The 17,599-nt window shown below is 65.6% G+C and carries 16 protein-coding genes; 4 read left to right on the plus strand and 12 right to left on the minus strand.

Annotation, left to right across the window (positions count from 1 at the left end; translation table 11 throughout):
* Positions 1 to 66: 66 nt before the first annotated feature.
* The 3 genes from V9F06_03890 to V9F06_03900 are packed head-to-tail and all read left to right on the plus strand — an operon-like array spanning position 67 to position 5,250.
* Entirely contained in the window at positions 67 to 2,373 is a 2,307-nt protein-coding gene (locus tag V9F06_03890) for a 3-hydroxyacyl-CoA dehydrogenase/enoyl-CoA hydratase family protein (GenBank protein MEI2616772.1), read from the plus strand.
* A gap of 30 nt (positions 2,374 to 2,403) precedes the next feature.
* Positions 2,404 to 3,579, plus strand: a complete 1,176-nt coding sequence (locus V9F06_03895) for a thiolase family protein (protein ID MEI2616773.1) — start codon at positions 2,404 to 2,406, stop codon at positions 3,577 to 3,579.
* 54 nt (positions 3,580 to 3,633) lie between these two features.
* Complete coding sequence (locus V9F06_03900) at positions 3,634 to 5,250, plus strand: long-chain fatty acid--CoA ligase (protein ID MEI2616774.1); 1,617 nt, start codon at positions 3,634 to 3,636, stop codon at positions 5,248 to 5,250.
* Positions 5,251 to 5,268: 18 nt separating this feature from the next.
* Here the strand turns inward: V9F06_03900 and V9F06_03905 are convergent, their stop codons facing one another.
* From V9F06_03905 to V9F06_03920, 4 genes are all read right to left on the minus strand, one after another.
* Complete coding sequence (locus V9F06_03905) at positions 5,269 to 6,048, minus strand: sugar phosphate nucleotidyltransferase (GenBank protein ID MEI2616775.1); 780 nt, start codon at positions 6,046 to 6,048, stop codon at positions 5,269 to 5,271.
* A 16-nt stretch (positions 6,049 to 6,064) separates the two neighbouring features.
* Positions 6,065 to 6,268 carry a hypothetical protein gene (locus V9F06_03910; GenBank protein ID MEI2616776.1) on the minus strand — a complete coding sequence of 68 codons (204 nt, stop codon included), beginning with the start codon at positions 6,266 to 6,268 and terminating at the stop codon, positions 6,065 to 6,067.
* A gap of 137 nt (positions 6,269 to 6,405) precedes the next feature.
* On the minus strand, positions 6,406 to 8,145 hold the full coding sequence (locus V9F06_03915) for a ScyD/ScyE family protein (GenBank protein ID MEI2616777.1): 1,740 nt from the start codon (positions 8,143 to 8,145) through the stop codon (positions 6,406 to 6,408).
* Between the two features lie 419 nt (positions 8,146 to 8,564).
* Positions 8,565 to 9,242, minus strand: a complete 678-nt coding sequence (locus tag V9F06_03920) for an HAD family hydrolase (GenBank protein ID MEI2616778.1) — start codon at positions 9,240 to 9,242, stop codon at positions 8,565 to 8,567.
* 192 nt (positions 9,243 to 9,434) lie between these two features.
* Here V9F06_03920 and V9F06_03925 point away from each other — a divergent pair, with 192 nt between their 5' ends.
* The gene (locus V9F06_03925) at positions 9,435 to 9,647 is read left to right on the plus strand and encodes a hypothetical protein (GenBank protein MEI2616779.1); all 213 of its coding nucleotides are present in this window, start codon (positions 9,435 to 9,437) and stop codon (positions 9,645 to 9,647) included.
* A gap of 10 nt (positions 9,648 to 9,657) precedes the next feature.
* Here the strand turns inward: V9F06_03925 and V9F06_03930 are convergent, their stop codons facing one another.
* The 8 genes from V9F06_03930 to V9F06_03965 all read right to left on the minus strand — a co-directional run bounded on the left by V9F06_03930 (position 9,658) and on the right by V9F06_03965 (position 17,500).
* Complete coding sequence (locus V9F06_03930; protein MEI2616780.1) at positions 9,658 to 10,134, minus strand: hypothetical protein; 477 nt, start codon at positions 10,132 to 10,134, stop codon at positions 9,658 to 9,660.
* Between the two features lie 4 nt (positions 10,135 to 10,138).
* Entirely contained in the window at positions 10,139 to 10,624 is a 486-nt protein-coding gene (locus tag V9F06_03935) for a hypothetical protein (GenBank protein ID MEI2616781.1), read from the minus strand.
* Between the two features lie 76 nt (positions 10,625 to 10,700).
* Complete coding sequence (locus tag V9F06_03940; GenBank protein ID MEI2616782.1) at positions 10,701 to 12,539, minus strand: CAP domain-containing protein; 1,839 nt, start codon at positions 12,537 to 12,539, stop codon at positions 10,701 to 10,703.
* 123 nt (positions 12,540 to 12,662) lie between these two features.
* A complete protein-coding gene (locus V9F06_03945; protein ID MEI2616783.1) occupies positions 12,663 to 13,481 on the minus strand; it encodes a CBS domain-containing protein in 819 nt (272 codons plus the stop codon).
* A gap of 25 nt (positions 13,482 to 13,506) precedes the next feature.
* Positions 13,507 to 14,625: a dipeptide epimerase gene (locus V9F06_03950; protein ID MEI2616784.1), complete on the minus strand. Its 1,119-nt coding sequence runs from the start codon at positions 14,623 to 14,625 to the stop codon at positions 13,507 to 13,509.
* A 61-nt stretch (positions 14,626 to 14,686) separates the two neighbouring features.
* Positions 14,687 to 15,535 (minus strand): hypothetical protein, encoded by an 849-nt coding sequence (locus V9F06_03955; protein MEI2616785.1) that lies wholly within the window; start codon positions 15,533 to 15,535, stop codon positions 14,687 to 14,689.
* Positions 15,532 to 16,716 (minus strand): MFS transporter, encoded by a 1,185-nt coding sequence (locus V9F06_03960; protein ID MEI2616786.1) that lies wholly within the window; start codon positions 16,714 to 16,716, stop codon positions 15,532 to 15,534. Before V9F06_03960 ends, V9F06_03955 begins: the two co-directional genes overlap by 4 nt.
* Before the next feature lie 37 nt (positions 16,717 to 16,753).
* Complete coding sequence (locus tag V9F06_03965) at positions 16,754 to 17,500, minus strand: hypothetical protein (GenBank protein ID MEI2616787.1); 747 nt, start codon at positions 17,498 to 17,500, stop codon at positions 16,754 to 16,756.
* Between the last annotated feature and the right edge of the window lie 99 nt (positions 17,501 to 17,599).

Below are 17,599 nucleotides of genomic sequence, written 5' to 3' on the forward strand. Positions count from 1 at the left end.
CACCGAACAGTCCCAGATAATCCGGCGTCAGGTCGCGCGTTGGCGCGAGTGGAGAGGAGTCTGGCAATGCGGATCAGGTCCATCGGCGTCGTCGGAGCGGGCACGATGGGCAGCGGGATCGCCGCGCTGGCAGCGTCGGCCGGCATCCCTGTCGTCCTCCTTGATATACCCGGCGAGCGGGATCGCAACGAGCCGGCCAAACGTGGGCTCCAGCGTGCGCTCAAGGCGCGGCCACCCGCGTTCATGGATCCGAAACGCGCCGGGCTGATTGCGGTCGGCAACTTCGAAGATGACCTGGATCTGCTTGCGCGCTGCGACTGGGTGATCGAGGCCGTCATTGAGGAGCTCGGCCCCAAACGCGCGCTATTCGATCGGCTGACGCCAATCCTCGCCCCGGGCACGATCGTCTCGTCGAATACCTCCGGCATACCGATGCGTCTGCTCGTTGAGGGCCGTGACGAGGCGTTCCGGCGGCGCTTCCTGGGCGCGCACTTCTTCAACCCGCCGCGCTACCTGCATCTGCTGGAAGTCATCCCCACCCCGGAGACCGATCCTGACGTCGTCGAGACGATCGAACAGTTCGCTACCCTCGTCCTCGGCAAGGGCGTTGTCCGGGCGAAGGATGTGCCGGGGTTCATCGGTAACCGGCTGGGCATCTACGGGATGATCCAGGCGATCAGATTGATGGAGCGTTTCGGCCTCACCATTGACGAGGTAGACGCGCTGACCGGAGAGCTGATCGGCAGACCGCGTTCGGCCACCTTCCGCACGGCCGATCTCTCGGGTCTGGATATTCTCAAGCACGTCGCGGACGGCCTCTCCGCGGCAACCGGGAACGACTACCGCCTCCCCGTCTGGGTCGAGGATCTGGTCGCGCGGGGCAGCCTCGGCGAGAAGACCGGCGTCGGCTTCTACCGGCGCGAAGGCCGGGACATTCTGACGCTCGATCCGGCCACGATGGAGTATCACCCCCGGGCCGAGACCCGCTCGCCCGAGCTCGGCGCGCTTTCCCGCCGGCCACTCCAGGAACGCCTCCGTCAGTCGCTGGATCTACCTGGGCCGCACGGCGAGTTTCTGCGGACTCTGTTCCTGACGACCGCTCACGAGACACTGACCCTGGCGCCCGATCTGGCGTGGGACATCCCGTCGATAGACCGTGCGCTGGAGTGGGGCTTTGGCTGGGAACTGGGACCGTTTCGGCAGATGGATGCCGTCGGTCTGGCGGTAGTCCGCGCTGGCCTCGGAGATGCTGGATTGGACGAGCCAGACTTGCTGCGCTCGGCGGGAGATGGCTTCTACGCCAGTGAGGGCGGCCGGGAGACCTACCGCGGCTTCGATGGCGCGCCGGCCCCGTTGCCGGAGCGCCCGGGCGTCGTCAGCCTGACACGCCTGAAGGGGGCGGGCGCGGTGTTGCGCGACGGAGACGATGCGTCGCTTGTCGACCTCGGTGACGGCGTCGTGATGCTGGAGCTGCACTCGAAGCTGAACACGCTCGGCGAGGGGACGTTTGCCGTTCTCCGCGACGGGCTCGACCTGATCGAACGCCAGGGCTACGCTGGCCTGGTGATTGGCAGTGATGATGCGCGCGCCTTTTCGGCTGGCGCCAACCTCGTGCCGGTCGCGCATCTGGCCCAACAGGGGGATTGGGCAGCGCTGGAGAATCTCGTTGCCGGGTTCCAGCAGGCGACGATGAGCCTGCGGCGCGCACCGTTCCCGGTCGTCTCGGCGGCATTCGGGCTGACGCTCGGTGGCGGCGCGGAGATCGCAATGCATAGCGACCGTGTGCAGGCTGCCGGAGAGCTGGCGATGGGCCTGGTCGAGTTCGGTGTTGGCCTGATCCCGGCCGGCGGCGGGACCAAGGAATTGCTGGCTCGCTTCACTGAAGATCTGTCCCCGTATCTCGAAGCTGATCCATTCGAGGCCGCCCGCCGAGCGTTCACGTTGATCACGCTGGCGCAGACGAGTTCCAGCGCGCTGGAGGCTCGCTCGATGGGCTTCTTGCGGCCGCAGGACGGGATCACGATGAACAGGGACCGACTGATCGGCGACGCGAAGGCAGTCGTGCTGGCGCTTGCGCCCGGCTACGTCGCTCCGGTCGATCGGCGCTTCCAGGCGCTTGGGCGCGACGCGCTTGGCAACCTGCGGTATGCCATCTACGCCTTTCGCGAGGCGGGGCAGGCGAGCGCGCACGACGCGGTTATCGGCGAGAAGCTGGCCTGGGTGCTATCGGCCGGCGACGGGCCCCCGCGCGAGGTCGGTGAGCAGGACATTCTCGACTTCGAGCGCGAGGCGTTCCTGAGCTTGCTTGGGACCGAGAAGACGCAACAACGAATAGCCCACACACTGCAGACAGGGAAGCCGCTGCGGAACTGAGCCCGCAGCTCGCACAGCAGGGAGAGGCAGATGCGCGAGGCAGTCATCGTCAGCGCGATGCGCAGTCCGACCGGCAGAGGAAGGGCGGATGGAGCGCTTGCCAGCGTCCACCCCATCGACCTTGCCGCGACGGTGATGCGCGCAGCGGTTGATCGGGCCGGGATCGAGCCGGAAGCGATCGAGGATGTTCTCTGGGGATGCGCGTTTCCGGAGGCCGGCCAAGGGCTGAACATCGCCCGGCTTGCGCTTCTGCGGGCCGGCATGCCGGTCGAGACGACCGGCGCGACCATCAATCGGTTCTGCTCCTCGGGCCTGCAGACGATCGCGATGGGCGCGCAGTCGATCATGACCGGCATGGCCGATGTTGTACTGGCCGGCGGGGTCGAGATGATGAGCCAGGTGCCGATGTCTGGCTACCATGCCCGGCTCAACCCCGAGATCACCAAGGACTATATCGGGATGGGCTTTACTGCGGAGCGAGTTGCCGAGCGCTGGGGCATCACGCGGAATCAGCAGGACGAGTATGCCTACCACAGCCAGCGCAAGGCCGCCGAGGCGTGGCAGCGTGATGCCTTCGCCGATGAGCTCGTGATCATTCCGGCGCCACGCTACATCTGGCATGGCGTCGAGCGAGAGATCGAGGATGTGCCGGTGCGCCGCGACGAAACGATGCGGCCGGATACGACACTGGAGGGGTTGGCGAAGCTGCGCCCGGCATTCAAGGCCACCGGCGCGGTGACCGCCGGGAACGCCAGCCCGTTTAGCGACGGCTCAGCAGCGGTCGTGCTGATGAGCCGCGAGGACGCCGAAGCGCGTGGATTGGAGGTGCTGGCGCGGTTCGTCGGTTTCGCCACCGCGGGTGTCGATCCGGACATCATGGGTATCGGGCCATCCAAGGCGGTGCCGAAGCTGCTCGGCCGCCTCGGCATGACGCTCGATGATATCGACCTGATCGAGTTCAACGAGGCGTTTGCCGCCCAGGTACTGGCGGTGACCCATGATCTGGAGCTTCAGCCGGAAAAGATCAACGTCAACGGCGGCGCAATCGCGCTCGGTCACCCGCTGGGCGCGACGGGCGCGAAGCTGACCACCAGCCTGATCCATGAGCTGCGTCGTCGGGGTGGTGGCACTGGCCTGGTCACGATGTGTGTCGGTGGTGGCATGGGCGCGGCTGCCATCCTGGAGGTCTACGGCGCGGGCGCGTAGCATGGCCGGCCAGTCGGAGAGTCATCGGCACTCGCAGTCTCGAGGAGGGTCTCTATGCAGGGTCTCATGATGGACTATCAGCTGACTCTCGATGCGGTGTTACGTCGCGCCGAGACGTTCTTCGGCAGCAAGGAGATCGTAACCCGCCTGCCGGACCGCTCGATCCACCGCTACACCTACACCGACATGGTGCGTCGCACTCGCCAGCTCGCCCTGGCGCTCGCCGATCTCGGAGTCCAGCCGGGTGACCGGGTTGCAACGTTGGCCTGGAACCACCATCAGCATCTGGAAGCCTATTTCGGCATCCCGATCATGGGCGCGGTTCTGCACACGCTCAACCTGCGACTTCCGGCCGAGGACCTGGTCTATATCGTGAATCACGCCAACGACCGCGTGCTGCTGGTGGATCAGGTCCTGCTCCCGCTGGTCGAGCGCATTCGCAGCAACAGCCACATCGAGCACGTTATCGTCATCGGGGCGGACGGCGCTGCGCCCGAGGGGATGCTGAGCTACGAGCAATTCATCGAAGGCTTTGATGCCGACACGTTCGTGCAGCCCGCGCTCGACGAGGAGCAGGCAGCAGCGATGTGCTACAGCTCTGGCACGACCGGCCGGCCCAAGGGCGCGGTCTACTCGCACCGCGCGCTGGTCCTGCACTCGTTCGCGTCGGCGATGGCGGACACGCTGGGTGTCCGAGAGCGCGATACGGTCCTGCCGGTCGTGCCGATGTTCCACGTCAACGCCTGGGGCCTGCCGTTTACTTCGACGATGGTCGGCGCGAAGCAGGTGATGCCCGGTCCGTTCCTCGATCCGGCCAGCCTGCTTGAGCTCTACCAACAGGAGCGAGTGACCATCACCGCCGGGGTGCCGACGATCTGGCTCGGCCTGCTGCAGATGCTGGACAAGGATCCCACCGCCTGGGATCTCTCCAGCCTGCGAGTGCTGCTGGTGGGCGGACAGGCCGCGCCGAAGAGCATGATCCAGGGGTTCCGCGACCGGCACGGGCTGGAGGTCGTCCATGCCTGGGGCATGACCGAGACGTCGCCGCTCGGCTCCGTCGCCGTGCTGTCGTCCGAGATGGACAACCTCTCGGTTGCCGAGCAGGATGTCTACCGGGCGACTCAGGGTCGGCCGGCGGCATTTGTCGAGATTCGCGCCCGGGGCGAGGAGGGACTCCTCCCGTGGGATGGCGCGTCGATGGGCGAGCTGGAGGTGCGCGGGCCGTGGGTCGCCGCGCATTACTACAATAATCCCGATGCCGAGGAGTCGTTCACCGAGGATGGCTGGTTCCGCACCGGCGATATCGTGACGATCAATTCGGCCGGCTACATCCAGATCCAGGACCGCGCGAAGGACGTGGTGAAGTCCGGTGGCGAGTGGATCAGCTCGGTCGCGTTGGAGAACGCACTGATGGGCCATCCGGCGGTTGCCGAGGCGGCCGTCTTTGCCGTGCCAGACCCGCGTTGGCTCGAACGACCGATGGCGGTCGTCGTGCTGCGCGAGGGGGCGTCAGTCGAGCCGGAAGCGCTGCGCGAATATCTCTCGGGGGAGTTCCCGCGCTGGTGGCTGCCGGATCGGATCGAATTCATCGAGGCGATCCCACGCACATCGACGGGCAAGTTCCAGAAGTCGGTGCTCCGCGAACAATATGGCGGCGCGTCCGCGTCCTAAGAAGACCCTGGCGTAGACCTACTCGTCGTCGAGCGGCGCGGCCGGGGCGTAGCCCCAGGTCTTGCCCTCGGCGGCGAGGGCTGCTTTGCGCTCTGCCCAGTAGCGGTTGGTGCGGTAGAGGCTCTGGAAGGTGCCGGCGTCGCTCCAGAAGCCGTCCAGCTCGACCCAGCGTAGCGCGCCAGCGCGCAGGTAGAAGTTGTTGACGTCGGTGATCTCCAGCTCGCCGCGGTTTGATGGCTCCAGCTGGCGGATCAGATCGAACACCTGCTCGTCGAAGATATACAGGCCGGTGACGGCGAAGTCGCTCTGTGGGTTGCTCGGCTTCTCCTCGATCCTCGCGATCCTGCCGGGATCGGCCGGGTCGAAGACGGGGCAGCCGAACCGCTCGGGATCGGGGACGCGCTTGAGAAACAGCATCGCGCCGCCGTCAAACTCCTCGACGACAGGTCGGATATCGGCGTCGGTGGTGTTGTCGCCGAGGATGACGCAGGCCGGCTCGCCATCGGCGAATTCCTCGCAGAGGCTGAGCGCCTCGGCAATGCCGCCCTCGTTCTCCTGGAACGTGTACTCCAGGTGGCGGATGCCGAACTGGCGTCCGGTCCGTAGCACCGGCAGGAAGTGGCCGGCGTGTGGCCCACCGGTGACAACCATAATGTCGTCGATGCCGGCCGAGACCAGCGTTGTGATCGGGTAGTAGATCATCGGCTGATCGTAGACCGGCAGCAGATGCTTGTTGGTCGCGTAGGTCAACGGATAGAGCCGGCTGCCAAGCCCGCCGGCAAGGATGATCCCCTTCACGATGCCCCTCCGTGGCCTACTGGTCGCGCTCGACCCGTCGCACCAGCCGAAAGCCGCCATAGGCGATTGCCGCGCCGATGATCGTCCCGAGGATCTGCTTCCACCCGAAGCCAGTGTCCGGCCGGCCGAGCGCCAGTGGGTCGGCAAACAGCGACGCCAGCATGACGAGGACGCCGATGATGAGCACGGCGTAGGCGGCAAACGCCAACTGGTCTCGCAACGCCTCTCGCTCCCTCAACCATAGATATGCCGGTTCGGTCGCCGGCCGGAGTATAGCAGGGCGTCGGCGGTCGGACTGAGACGACGACGCCCCCGCCTGGCCGGCGGGGGCGTCGCATGCTTCGTGTGGATCGGCTGTTACGGGTTGACCTTGATCACCTGCCCCATCCCCGGCATCACGCCGAAGTTGGAGATGTAGATCGAGTCATCCGGGCCGATTGCGATGCCGGTTGGCGCGATCAGGCCGGTCGTCATGACGGTCGTCTTGTGTCCGTCAGGGGAGACCTTGATCAGCGCGCCGGTTGCGGACGCCGGGTTACTCGGATCGGCAGCAAGCAGCCCGCCCTTGGTCATCTCAAGGACGTACATGTTGCCGTGGCTGTCGAACGCAACGCCGAGGATGTTGGTGAAACCATCCGCGTAGACGGTCTGTTCACCTGGCCCGGCAACACGCCAGACGCGCGCCATACCGAGCGAGAACGGGAAGCCGGTCAGCTCGCCCACGTAGTAGGCGCCATCCGGTCCCTGGACAACACCGGTCGGGACGGCCTGCATCGGGATCTGAACGCCCGGAGGCATGCCGAGGAACGGCGGCGGAGTCACCATCCGATTCGGGAACACGCCGAGCGTTTCGTAGGTCGTGTCCTCCGCGCCTGTGCCCGGGTGGACGGCGATGAGATTGTTCCCGCCCGCGTCGGAGACGACGAAGCCACTTTCCGTCGCGACCAGTGAGAATGGGTTGGAGTCGATGCCGGTGCCGGACGGATCGGTGTTCTGCCACTCGGACGCGTCAGCGATGCTGTGCCACGTGCCGTCGCTATTGACTGCGACGATCGTGCCGAAGCTCTTCGCGAGCTCACCAACCAGCGGGACGCCGACAGTTGTGCGGTTGTCAGGCTTCGACCCGAGGCCGATCACGGCGTAGATCTGGCCATTGTCACCCACGACGACATCGTGTGGGCCCGTCGGGTCCTCGCCGAAATCGACTGAGGGAAGGCCCGTTACAAATTGCGTCTGCACGCCATTGGCGACCTTCGTGATCGCGCCGGTTGCGCCTGCGCAGACGTGGACTGCGTCGTGGCCCTCGCCGATATCAACGCAATTGGGGCCGGCTGTGCCAGCTTCGGCCACATAGACGGTGCCGTCAGCTGTGACGGTCAGTCCGCGTGGGCTGGTCAGACCGGTAGCGATGACCTGGGACTGAACCGGCGGCGTCAGGATTTCCGCGCCAACACGGCGCAGCAGAACCTGCGAGTCGGCCGGATTGTCCGGGTGATACTCGAAGACGGCGCGCTCGAACCACTGGGTCAGCACTGTGTCGCCGTCAGGGTTGAGCTCCATCATCGGCTCGGATAGCGGGTAGCCGAAGAGCATCAGTGATTCGCGGAACGTGATGCTTGAGTCACCCAGGTCGATCCCGTGGCTGGACCAGTAATTCCAGAACATCGGCGCGATCGCGTGTCCGGTGACCGCGAAGTAGTTGTCCGCGCTCGGGTCAGCCTTGGGGAACGACCACCAGTCGCGCCCTTCCTGTGTGAGGATCTGCGCGCCAAGCCGGCCGAAGAGGACGGCGAAGACGGTGCCCTGATTCTCCGGGTGCAGCTCGAAGCGCTGGCGCTCGAAGTACTGGACGAGCAGCGGCTGGCCAGTGTCAGGGTTTGTCTCTTGGTGCGCGTCGGAGAGGGGATAACCGAAGACGGGGATTCCACCGTTAGCATTCCAGAATTGGAGGAATTCGCCGCAGATACTGAAGCCGGTGGTATCGAATTCCTGGCAATCCGCGCCCTGAGCAGATGAAGACTCTGCAGAAGCAGCGAATGGCAGCAGGAACGCGAGCATCGACGCGGCGGCAATCATTGATACGAGCCGGCGTGCCATACGTATTCCTTTCATCCAGGAGAGATGACAGAGCTCGCCCCGTAGACCAGCAACTGGCCCGGCTGTATTCCCCCCCCTTTCACGAGGCGACGATGCGCGTTCGCGCGACCGAATTCAACGCCTCGTAGTGTGGTGTGGATTCATTCGCGTGTCGCTGTACGATTGGGCATCCAACCTGCCCATAAGTACAGGTGTGCCCGGTCGACACTCTCACGCTACGCCCGGATAGCTATTCTGTCAATTACTGGTTGTGCCAATGTTCTGAAGATATTCTCAGATTCCAGCCAGAACGTCATCCGCCGCTTGCATGTGGCCGATGGATACAGGCGTTGGATGCCCGTTCGCTCACCTGCCGTGTTGGTCGGGGTACGTCAGTTCTTGATCACTATCTGCGTAGCCTGCGGGCTGAGTGTCGATGGTCAGCGCAGGGGGGCGTCGGCGGTTCCGGGAACAAACGAGGCTAGCTCGGCCAACTGGGTGACACGCAGATAGCCCGCTGGTCGTGGGTTGACACCGAAGCGATCGATCAGCACTGGCGTCAGCCCGGCGGCCCGGGACCCGACGATGTCATTGTCGAATGAATCACCGACGTAGATCGCGCGGGTCGAGTTGACTCGCATCAGCGCCATCGACTCGGTGAAGATGCGCGGGTCGGGTTTGCCGACGCCGAAGGTGGCCGGTGAGACGATGATCTCGACCCGACTCTCAATGTTCAGCTCCCTGACGCGATCGACGGCCTCGTCGTTGTTCGAGATGATGCCGACGCGCAGGCCGAGGCCGGCAAGCCAGTCGAATGTGGCGATGACATCATCGAACAGGTGAAATGCCTTGATCAGATCGCGATGCCGATAGCGCTCGACAAATTCGGTCTGGCACGACACCGGGATGCCGAGCGCGGCCGGCAGGCGCTCGATGAACGGGCCCCACGCGCCGGCAGCCGAGTCTCCAGCGAGGGCGAATGCGTCGTACACCTCGGCCATGGTCAGGTTCACGCCGAAGTCGGCCGCGGCGTGCTGGGCGAAGGTGTAGCGATGTGGTTCTGCGCCGCAGAGCGTGTCATCCCAGTCGAACAGGATGGCTTCCCAGCTATTGCTCATTCCCCGTTACCCCTCGCATGAGGGCGGCTGACCTGCCGCCGCGCACCTCTCACTCGCCTCGTCGCTGAGTGTACAACCGCTGCCACTGCACGCTACGATAGCCGGGGCGTATGCTTTGCGCATGCAAGAGATACGAACGGGCGTGGACGTCGGCCCCGAGGCGCAGGGCCGAGGCAAACGCGGAGGCTGCCGATGATCGACCGCCAGTACTGCCTGCGCCACCGCCCGGCGCTTCTGAGCCGCTATCCAGTCACGCCCAGAACCGACCTGGCAACGCAGCGTGCGGTTGTCGTGGATCGACGCGATGATTGCGAGCTGCTCTGTGGCGGAGCGCACGAGGGGCCGCATGTCTGGCCGGATGGCTCCGAAGTCGGGCGGCCGGCGCGCCTCGAACCCCCCGAATGATGGCACGCTGTCAGCCTGCGCGGCGCTCCCACCACGGCGAAGCCTGGTCCGGATCGCGCGGTTCCAGACCCTGGCGGAGCTCGGCGCCGGCCATGAATCCCGCCAGTGCGCCGAGCGCGGCCGGCAGCGCCGACCATACAAGGACGAACAATGCCTGCTGGGTGGCGTAGTTCTGGACGCTGACGACGCGGGCGATCGTCCCCTCCCAGGCCGGCGAATAGATCGTCACGCCGAGGAAGGCCGCCCCGACAATACAGAACAACAACGTCAGAATACCAAGCACAACCACCCGACGGGTCGTCAATCCGAGGAGCACTGCACCGACAAAGGCACTGATGAGAAACAGCAGCGTCGATTGGTGCGGCGAGATGTAGCGCTCCAGCGCTCGTGATGACCAGATGACCACGGCGCCATGCATGAGAGTAACCGCCAGCCACTGCAGCGCGATCAGCGACCAGTACAGGGGTGGCGATATCGGTCGTGCCACGCGGTTACTCCCGCACCCGGTCGACGACGCCGATGCGGTCTCCGACGTTGAGCGTCACGGTCCGGTCGAGGTCAAGGTAGGAGACACGTACCCAGCCATTGATCGTGAGGGTTGCCTCACCGCCGCGAGGCTGTTGGCTGCCAGAGGTGACGGTAAACAACAGGTCAACATCCTTTGTCTCTCCGGGCCGTAGCTTCAGCGGCTCCCAGGCGTCATAGCTCGATCCAGCGAATTCGCCATCGAAACGAAGGAACAGCTGCATCGCCTCGACAGTCGCGGCAGATGGCGAGCCGTTGGTGAAGCGGATGGTCGCTGTTCCACTCCCGTAAGTCGGATCGAGCCAGACGAACGAGTCCGGCACGTAGCGGACCTCCATCGATGCGTAGGCACGGAGGGTGCTGTTGTATTGGGAGACGCCCTCGACGATCGCCCAGGCGCCGCTCAGGCCGAGCAACACCGATACACCGATAACGAGCCAGAATCCGCGCATTCGCCTCCCCGCTCGCGAGCGGCCGGCTCGCGTCGCAGGAAGCGTAGCCGAGGTCGTTGGTCTTGGCCAGTGATGCTCAGCAGCCGGGGCCGTCGTTGCCGTTGGCGAAGTCGGTCGTCCAGACGTTCCAGTAGTAGGCGTCCGGATTCGACGCGAAGCCGATGCCGACCTGAGTGAAGAGCGGGTTCAGGATGTTGTCCTTATGGCCCTGTGACGCCATCCAGGCGGACACGACGGCCTGGGCGGTTGCGTGGCCCCATGCGATGTTTTCGCCAGCTGCCCAGCCGCTGGCCGGCAACGAGTAGCCGGCATCGCGCACGCGGTCGACGAAGGACGGGCCGGATTGTCCGGCCGGGAGTGGCGCGAGCGTGTTGTGGTCGAAGTAATCGCGCGTCGTCATATCGAGGCTGTGGCGGTACGAGGCGACGTTCAGCGCCCGGGAATTCGTGAGCGCAGAGAGGCCGGCCTTCTGTCGCTCGACGTTGAGTAGCCGCAACACCTCTGCCTCGGCGGCATTCAGGCAGGCAGCTTCGCCGGAGCCTCCTGGTGTCGCTGTCGCAGGCGGAATCGGGGTTGGTGTCGGGTAGGCGGCGATGAGCGTCCACGTCCCGCAGGTTGTCGAACGGAAGTAGGCGTCACCCGGCTCGATCGTCACCGTCTGGATCTCATGGCTGAGACTCTCGACGATAACCGCGCTGAGGCTGGACAGCCGTTGCCAATGGCAGCCGGCCGAGGAGTCACTGTTTCGCCACGTTCCTGCTGACACATCCTCTCCGACGTTCCAGAGGCCGTCGGTGAACCAGTCGGTGCCATGCTGGGGGCCGGTGGTGGCGGTCGGCGCGAGTGTTGGTGTCTTTGTTGGCGTCGGCGTCTTCGTGGATGTCGGCGTCTTTGTGGGTGTCGATGTTTTTATTGGTGTTGGCGTCTTCGTGGCGGTTGGATTCGGACCGCTGGTGGATAGTGACGTGGCTGTGGCGGTCGTGGTGGCGCCGGTCGGTGTCTGGTGTATGGGAGGATCCTGCTCCGTCTGCCAGGCAAGGTAGTGCAGGCCGACGTTGCCGGCCTCGACTCGCCAATCCGGAGGGTTCTCGGGCGTCCAGGTCAGGCAACGGCGTTCGAAGCATTGCATGAGGACGTCGCGCGGCGTGCCGCCGACGCGGACCGTTGCCCAGTACGCCTCGCTGATCGGCCGGCCGGTCGCATAGTACGGGCTTTCGAATAGCGGCGCGGTGACGACCACCCCTTCTGCGATGATCAGCCCCTTCGCAGTCATGAATGCCCAGAACGGATCGGCGATCGCGTGATGCGTGACCTCGTCGATCGAGCCGGCCGTTGCGCCCCAGCGAGCCAGCGTCGCGTCGTCGGTGACGCTGCCATCGCGGGTCAGCCTCCTGGTAAGGAAACTCCCGGAGGCGGCTGGCTGCGCGTCGAGCAGCGAGCCGAACGAGGCGTAGGTCGGTCCGCTGGTGTCGTCGGGGTCGCCGGCGACGTTGACGTTGGCTGGCGTTCGTAGCTCGGATGCGGCGTCACCGATCTGGCGGCGACCGGATACCAGCTCAACGACGAGTAGTCCGTTGGTCACGTACCAGAGCCCATCGTCTGGCGCGCCGGGCTGGGTGATTTCCATCCGCGACTTGTCGAAGTACTGGACAATGCGTTGTCCGCCGGGAGATTCGACGTATGGCTCGTAGCTGAGACCGGAGACTGCCGCCGGCCCCCACATCCACGTCCTCGCGACCTTGCCCGCCGCGATCGGCTCGTCGGTCCGCGACCAGACGCGCTGAAATGGCGCCAGCTCCGACGCGGCAGCCTGCGCTTCACTCCCACCGCCCGGTATCTGGAGCATGATGATCTGGGCCGTGACCAGCAAGGTAGCAGCCAACGCAGCAACGCGTCGCACAGATGATGACGACATGCGTGCTTTCCCTCTCGGCCCTCGCCGCCGTGACAAGAAACCACGATGATCTGCTGATGAGTTCGTTTCCCCAGCCCACTCTAAGCGGAGAAGATTGCGGTCGTCAAGCGCTGAATGCGCGTCTCATGATGTCTTCAGCACATCGCCGCGGGTGATGATGCCGAGGGGAACCTCGCCAATCGTGCCGTTTTCGGTGATGACGACGGCGGCAACCCGTTCGTCACGCAGGAGATCGATGGCCTCGCTCGCGGCGCTGTGGCGCGAGAGCACGCCGGCCGCGCGGTAGCCGCGCAACGCGATCGCCTCGCCGACCGTCAGCCGCTGGCCGTCCCCGTCGATATCCTCACGCGCCTCGGCGACGACGATGTCGCGATCCGTCAGCAGGTCGACGAGCCTGCCGCGGGAATCGACAACAACGAGTTGGCCGTAGTGGTGGTGAAGCATCCTGTCTCGTGCCTCGGCGAGCGGCTCATCGGCCCGCGTCGTGACGATCGCGCGATGGGAGATCTCGGCGATCCCGATCGCGGCCAGTCGGACGATCTCCTCGACGCCGTCGATGATCCGGGTGGCAGCCTCGGGCCGGAGCATGATGTCCGGGTTGTGGGCCAGCGCATTGCGTGTGTCCCGGTAGCGCTCGGCCCGGGCCGCGATTTCGCGGGCGTCCTGCATCGGGGAACGTTCGAGGTAGCGGATCGAATCGCCGAGGCTGGCGCGTTCGTCGTTCATGCCGAGGTTGCTGGCAAGGCTCGCCAGGAATCGGTCGAGCGCCTTCAGCGCCTGCTCCCCCGCGCCGGCCAGATTGGTCCCCGACTCGTTGCGAATATCGGCCAATTCGTCGAGGTAGGCGGATAGATCGAGGCTATGCCGCAGGGGTTGGTCTGGCTGTCGTTGCCTCCAACGTCCGGAGCGCCGCTGTTGTCGGCTCGATCGACCGTCGCTCATCAGGTTTGCCTTTCGATTCTCCGACTCAGCGAATCCAGATGCGCTGGCCTGCGAAACGTTGGATCGCGCGCTCATCCGGCTCGATTCCGAGTCCCGGCCCTGCTGGCGCCCGCACCATCTCGCCGGCGTAATAGTCGCTCAGTCCGCCGATGTCCTCGGCCAGCATGAGCGGGCCACCCATCTCAACCGTGTGCACGTTTGCCAGCGCGAGGGCGAGATGCAGGCCGGCGGCGGACGCGATCGACGACTCAACCATCGTCCCGACCTGGCATGTATAGCCGGCCGTCTCGGCAATAGCGTTCAGTGTCAGACTGCCAAGCAGCCCGCCCGACTTCATCAGCTTGATGTTGATCAGATCGCACGCGCGGAGCGACACCGCCCGTAGCGCGTCGCGGGCGTCGTGGATTGCCTCGTCGGCCATGATCGGCACGCCGGCCATCCGGCGCACCTCGGCCAGTCCCTCCAGGTCGCGCCAGTCGACAGGTTGCTCGACATAAGCGGGGAGATACGGCGCGACTCCACGCGCGCCCTGAATCGCGATCCCCGGTGTGCGCCAGCCCTGGTTCACGTCGATCTTGATCGCGATGTCCGGCCCGACCGCCTCGCGGACCGCGGCGACGCGCCGGATATCGAGCGCTACGTCGTTGGCGTCGCCGATCTTCAGCTTGACCGTGTTGAAGCCAGCGCCGACGTGGGCGACCGCGTCGGCAGCCATCTCGCTCGGCGTCTTCATGCTGACCACGCGTGAGATCGTCAGGTGTGTCCTGGATCGCCCGCCGAGAAGCGCCCAGACCGGCAGGCCCGTGGCGCGGCCGACGAGGTCGTGCAGCGCGATATCGATTGCCGCCTTCGCGGTCGGGTTGCCGCTGATTCGTCGGTCCAGGTCGGAGATGAGCGCGGTGCGATCCAGCGGGTCGCGGCCGAGCAGGGTCGGCGCAAGCAGCCTCAGCGTCTCCAGCACGCCGCCAAACGTCTCGCCGGTCACATGTGGGTCGGGCGTGCCCTCTCCCCAGCCGGTCGTCCCATCGTCCGTTTCGAGTCGCACCAGCACCGACTCGACGTCGGGAAATGTGCCGTAGGAGATGATGAATGGCTCGACAAGCGGCAGGCGAATCGGGATCAGCTCGACTCCGGTGATGCGCATCAGTTCTCCAGCCTACGGTGGGTCGTTCGGTCGACACGGGTCATGGTACGCGAGACGGGCGTCAGCCTCGGTGCTCCAGGAGGTAGTAGCCGCGTGCGCCGCCACGCGATCCCGCGAACCCGGTGATCGTGCAGCCCTCAGCAAATGCTTCCTCGAGCTGACTCCGCACGGCAAACCGCCAGGCGCGTGCGGCAGCCGGGTCATCTGCCAGCAGTGCGTCGATGTCGGCCGGGATCGCGACGCGGACACGCGCACCGGCAGCGGGATAGTCGGGGAGGTCGGCGAGCGCGGCTGGCTCCAGCGGCTTGTGGCCGGCGAGCAACCGGTGACGAACCCGGTCGCTCTCGAGATTCCAGTTGATGAAGAGCCGATCGCTCGGCAGTCCCCCGTACAATCCCCCGGCGAACTCGTCGCCGTAGACGTTCTCTTCGTAGACATGGCTGGTCGCGCCGAGACGCTCGAAGTTCAGCCGGGCATTTGCCGCGCGAAGCGGATCGACTGTCCAGGCTGCCTCGCGGAATCCGGCGCGCAGAGCGAGCGCGCCCTGGAGCGCCTTGAGGGCGAACCCAAGCCCTCCGCGTGCGTCTGGCTCGACCGCCATGAGGTCAGAAATCAGGAGTGGCCGGCCATCGACGAAGCCGCCGTACCCCTGGATGTAGCCGACCATCCGCGCGCCGTCAAACGCGCCAATGACCTCTCCGCCGGTCTTGGGGATGACGACCATGATGGAGTAGGAGGCCAGGTCGGACTCGCTGACGCCGAACACCTCACGCTGCAGGCGCTCGCATTGCGCGAAATCCTCCGGAGAGCGAATCACCCGGAAGTCGAGCGTCCGTGCGCCGATGCTGCGACGCCATCCACCGGGCGCCGGATCGAACCCGAGCGTCTCGGGCGTGAGAGAGTCGCTCACTGATGGTGCGCTCGTTCGGCAGGGCGCGCGACAGCGAAGCCGTAGACGAGGGCAATGATCGGGAAGATGGCGGTGAGCGCGAACATCATTGAGTAGCCAGTGATGCCGGCGACGGCGCCCATACCGATCGCGCCCATGCCGATGCCGGCCTCGAAAAACGACGTGAATGTCGCCATCCCTGCGCCGCGACGGGCCGGCTCGACGAGGTCGACGGCAAAGGCGTTGAGCGCTGGCTGCCCCGCCCCGAAGGCCAGCCCGAAGAGCACGCCAGTGAGGAGCAGCAAGGCGAGCGAGCTCGTCAACGCCAGCGTCCCCATTGCGAGGATGGTCAGGACGAACGTCGGCAGGACGACTGCCAGACGGCTCAGCCGATCTGCCAGACGACCGCCGAAGACGCGTGAGGCGAGGACAGCGACCGCGAAGACGGTGAAATACAGGCCTGAGTTGGCGATATCACGATCCTCGGCGTAGACGATGATGAAGGCTGCGATGGCGCCGTACACGAGGTTCGACAACAGGATCAGAACCGCGGCCGGCATCACCGATGGCTCGAAGAGGCCGCCACGTGACGCGGAGGAGACGTTCTCGTCGGGACCGGGGTCGGTGACGAACGTCAACAGCACCAGCGCAGCGGCCGCGCCACCCGCCGCGATGGCAAAGAGCGTCGTCATCCCGGTCGCGTCACGGATCAACAGACCCAGGTACGGGCTGATCGCGGTCGCGAACGTCGACATCAGTCCCCAGATTCCCATTGCCTCGCCGCGTCGCGATGGCGGGGAGATCTGCGCGATGAAGGCAAAGGACGCGGTGTGGAAGCAGGCCATGCCGAGACCGTGGACGGCTCGGACGCCGAGGACAAGCGGCACAGTGTTTGCGAACATATAGAGGATGCCAGCGAGCAGGAACAAGCCCGCGCCAACCAGAAGGAAGCGCTTCGCGCCAGTCCGGTCGATCTCGCGACCGATGAAGAGACGCGGAAGTAGCGCGGCGATCGAGAAAACGCCAACGATCAGGCCGACCGCCGTCGTCGAGCCGCCGAGGTCGTCGCGGACATAGAGCGGCAACACCGCGGTCAGGAGCTGAAACGAGGCGAACAGCGTCACGCCGGCCGCGCATGTCAGCAGGAATTGCCTGGTGAGGATCGTCGGTGATGGCGCGGCCATCGCGCTCGACGAGCTCATCCGGCCTGCGCGCTCGTGCCGGGGTCTGCCGGCACGATCACTCCTCGTCAGCCTCGTCTGGCCGGCCGTGATCGTCCTCGTAACGCGCCACGCGGGCGCGAACCTCGGCAGGAGTCAGGGCGTTGACATCGATGCCCAGGAGATCCTTCAGGTGCTGGGCATCCTTGTAGCCGTGTGACTTCGCCCACGCCCAGAAGTGGGTCCACGAGACGTCGGCCGGATCGCCGCGCGCGGCGCTGTCTCTGGCGCGCAGATCCGATCCGCGCATCATCGGCGTTGGGGTCTCGCTACTCGGCGGCTCCTGCTCGGCCGTCTCGTCTCCTTGCTGGACAGAACGAGGACGAGCGGGTTGTTCGGTCTGCCGGACGGGACGCATGCGTGACGGCGCCTGAGGCTGGCTGACGAGCTGCTCGGCAGGAGTGACCGCCGGGACAATCGAAACGGGCGCCGCGCCTCGTGTGCGTGGCTGGTCGGTCTCGATATATTCCGCCCCGTAGCCCAGGGCAGCGAGCGCGCGCCCGATCGCGCGTGTCTCGGCTGTCTCGACAAACGCTGCTGCGCCGGCGCGAGTTGCGCTGGCGTGGCTGGTCGCGCTGCCTCCGCCGGGAATGCTGACGGTCGCCTTGCAGATGGCATGTTCATCGTCCAGCGCCAGCAATTCGGTCTGGATGTCCGCCTCGGGATGCTCGTGCCGTAGCCAGTGCATCCGCCACTTGATATCGAGGTAGTAGGAACCATCGTCCAGTTCGCGGAGATGCTCACGGGGATCAAATCGCGTGCTCATGGCTGGGTTGCGCTCCCTTCCCGGCGGCGGTCTCCTACGATTATAGCCAGCCAGCGCCGTTGCCCGGCCGTACAATCACCCAGCGCCGAACACACCGGG

Source organism: Thermomicrobiales bacterium, assembly GCA_037045155.1.
Classification (GTDB): Bacteria; Chloroflexota; Chloroflexia; order Thermomicrobiales; family CFX8; genus JAMLIA01.

What these genes read in the sequence shown, in the direction of transcription:
- V9F06_03945 (MEI2616783.1), bottom strand. Translation starts at nt 13,481, where the DNA reads ATGAGCGACGGTCGATCGAGCCGACAACAGCGGCGCTCCGGACGTTGG.
- V9F06_03920 (MEI2616778.1), bottom strand. Translation starts at nt 9,242, where the DNA reads ATGAGCAATAGCTGGGAAGCCATCCTGTTCGACTGGGATGACACGCTC.
- V9F06_03940 (MEI2616782.1), bottom strand. Translation starts at nt 12,539, where the DNA reads ATGTCGTCATCATCTGTGCGACGCGTTGCTGCGTTGGCTGCTACCTTG.
- V9F06_03900 (MEI2616774.1), top strand. Translation starts at nt 3,634, where the DNA reads ATGCAGGGTCTCATGATGGACTATCAGCTGACTCTCGATGCGGTGTTA.
- V9F06_03890 (MEI2616772.1), top strand. Translation starts at nt 67, where the DNA reads ATGCGGATCAGGTCCATCGGCGTCGTCGGAGCGGGCACGATGGGCAGC.
- V9F06_03950 (MEI2616784.1), bottom strand. Translation starts at nt 14,625, where the DNA reads ATGCGCATCACCGGAGTCGAGCTGATCCCGATTCGCCTGCCGCTTGTC.
- V9F06_03895 (MEI2616773.1), top strand. Translation starts at nt 2,404, where the DNA reads ATGCGCGAGGCAGTCATCGTCAGCGCGATGCGCAGTCCGACCGGCAGA.
- V9F06_03965 (MEI2616787.1), bottom strand. Translation starts at nt 17,500, where the DNA reads ATGAGCACGCGATTTGATCCCCGTGAGCATCTCCGCGAACTGGACGAT.
- V9F06_03960 (MEI2616786.1), bottom strand. Translation starts at nt 16,716, where the DNA reads ATGAGCTCGTCGAGCGCGATGGCCGCGCCATCACCGACGATCCTCACC.
- V9F06_03935 (MEI2616781.1), bottom strand. Translation starts at nt 10,624, where the DNA reads ATGCGCGGATTCTGGCTCGTTATCGGTGTATCGGTGTTGCTCGGCCTG.
- V9F06_03925 (MEI2616779.1), top strand. Translation starts at nt 9,435, where the DNA reads ATGATCGACCGCCAGTACTGCCTGCGCCACCGCCCGGCGCTTCTGAGC.
- V9F06_03915 (MEI2616777.1), bottom strand. Translation starts at nt 8,145, where the DNA reads ATGGCACGCCGGCTCGTATCAATGATTGCCGCCGCGTCGATGCTCGCG.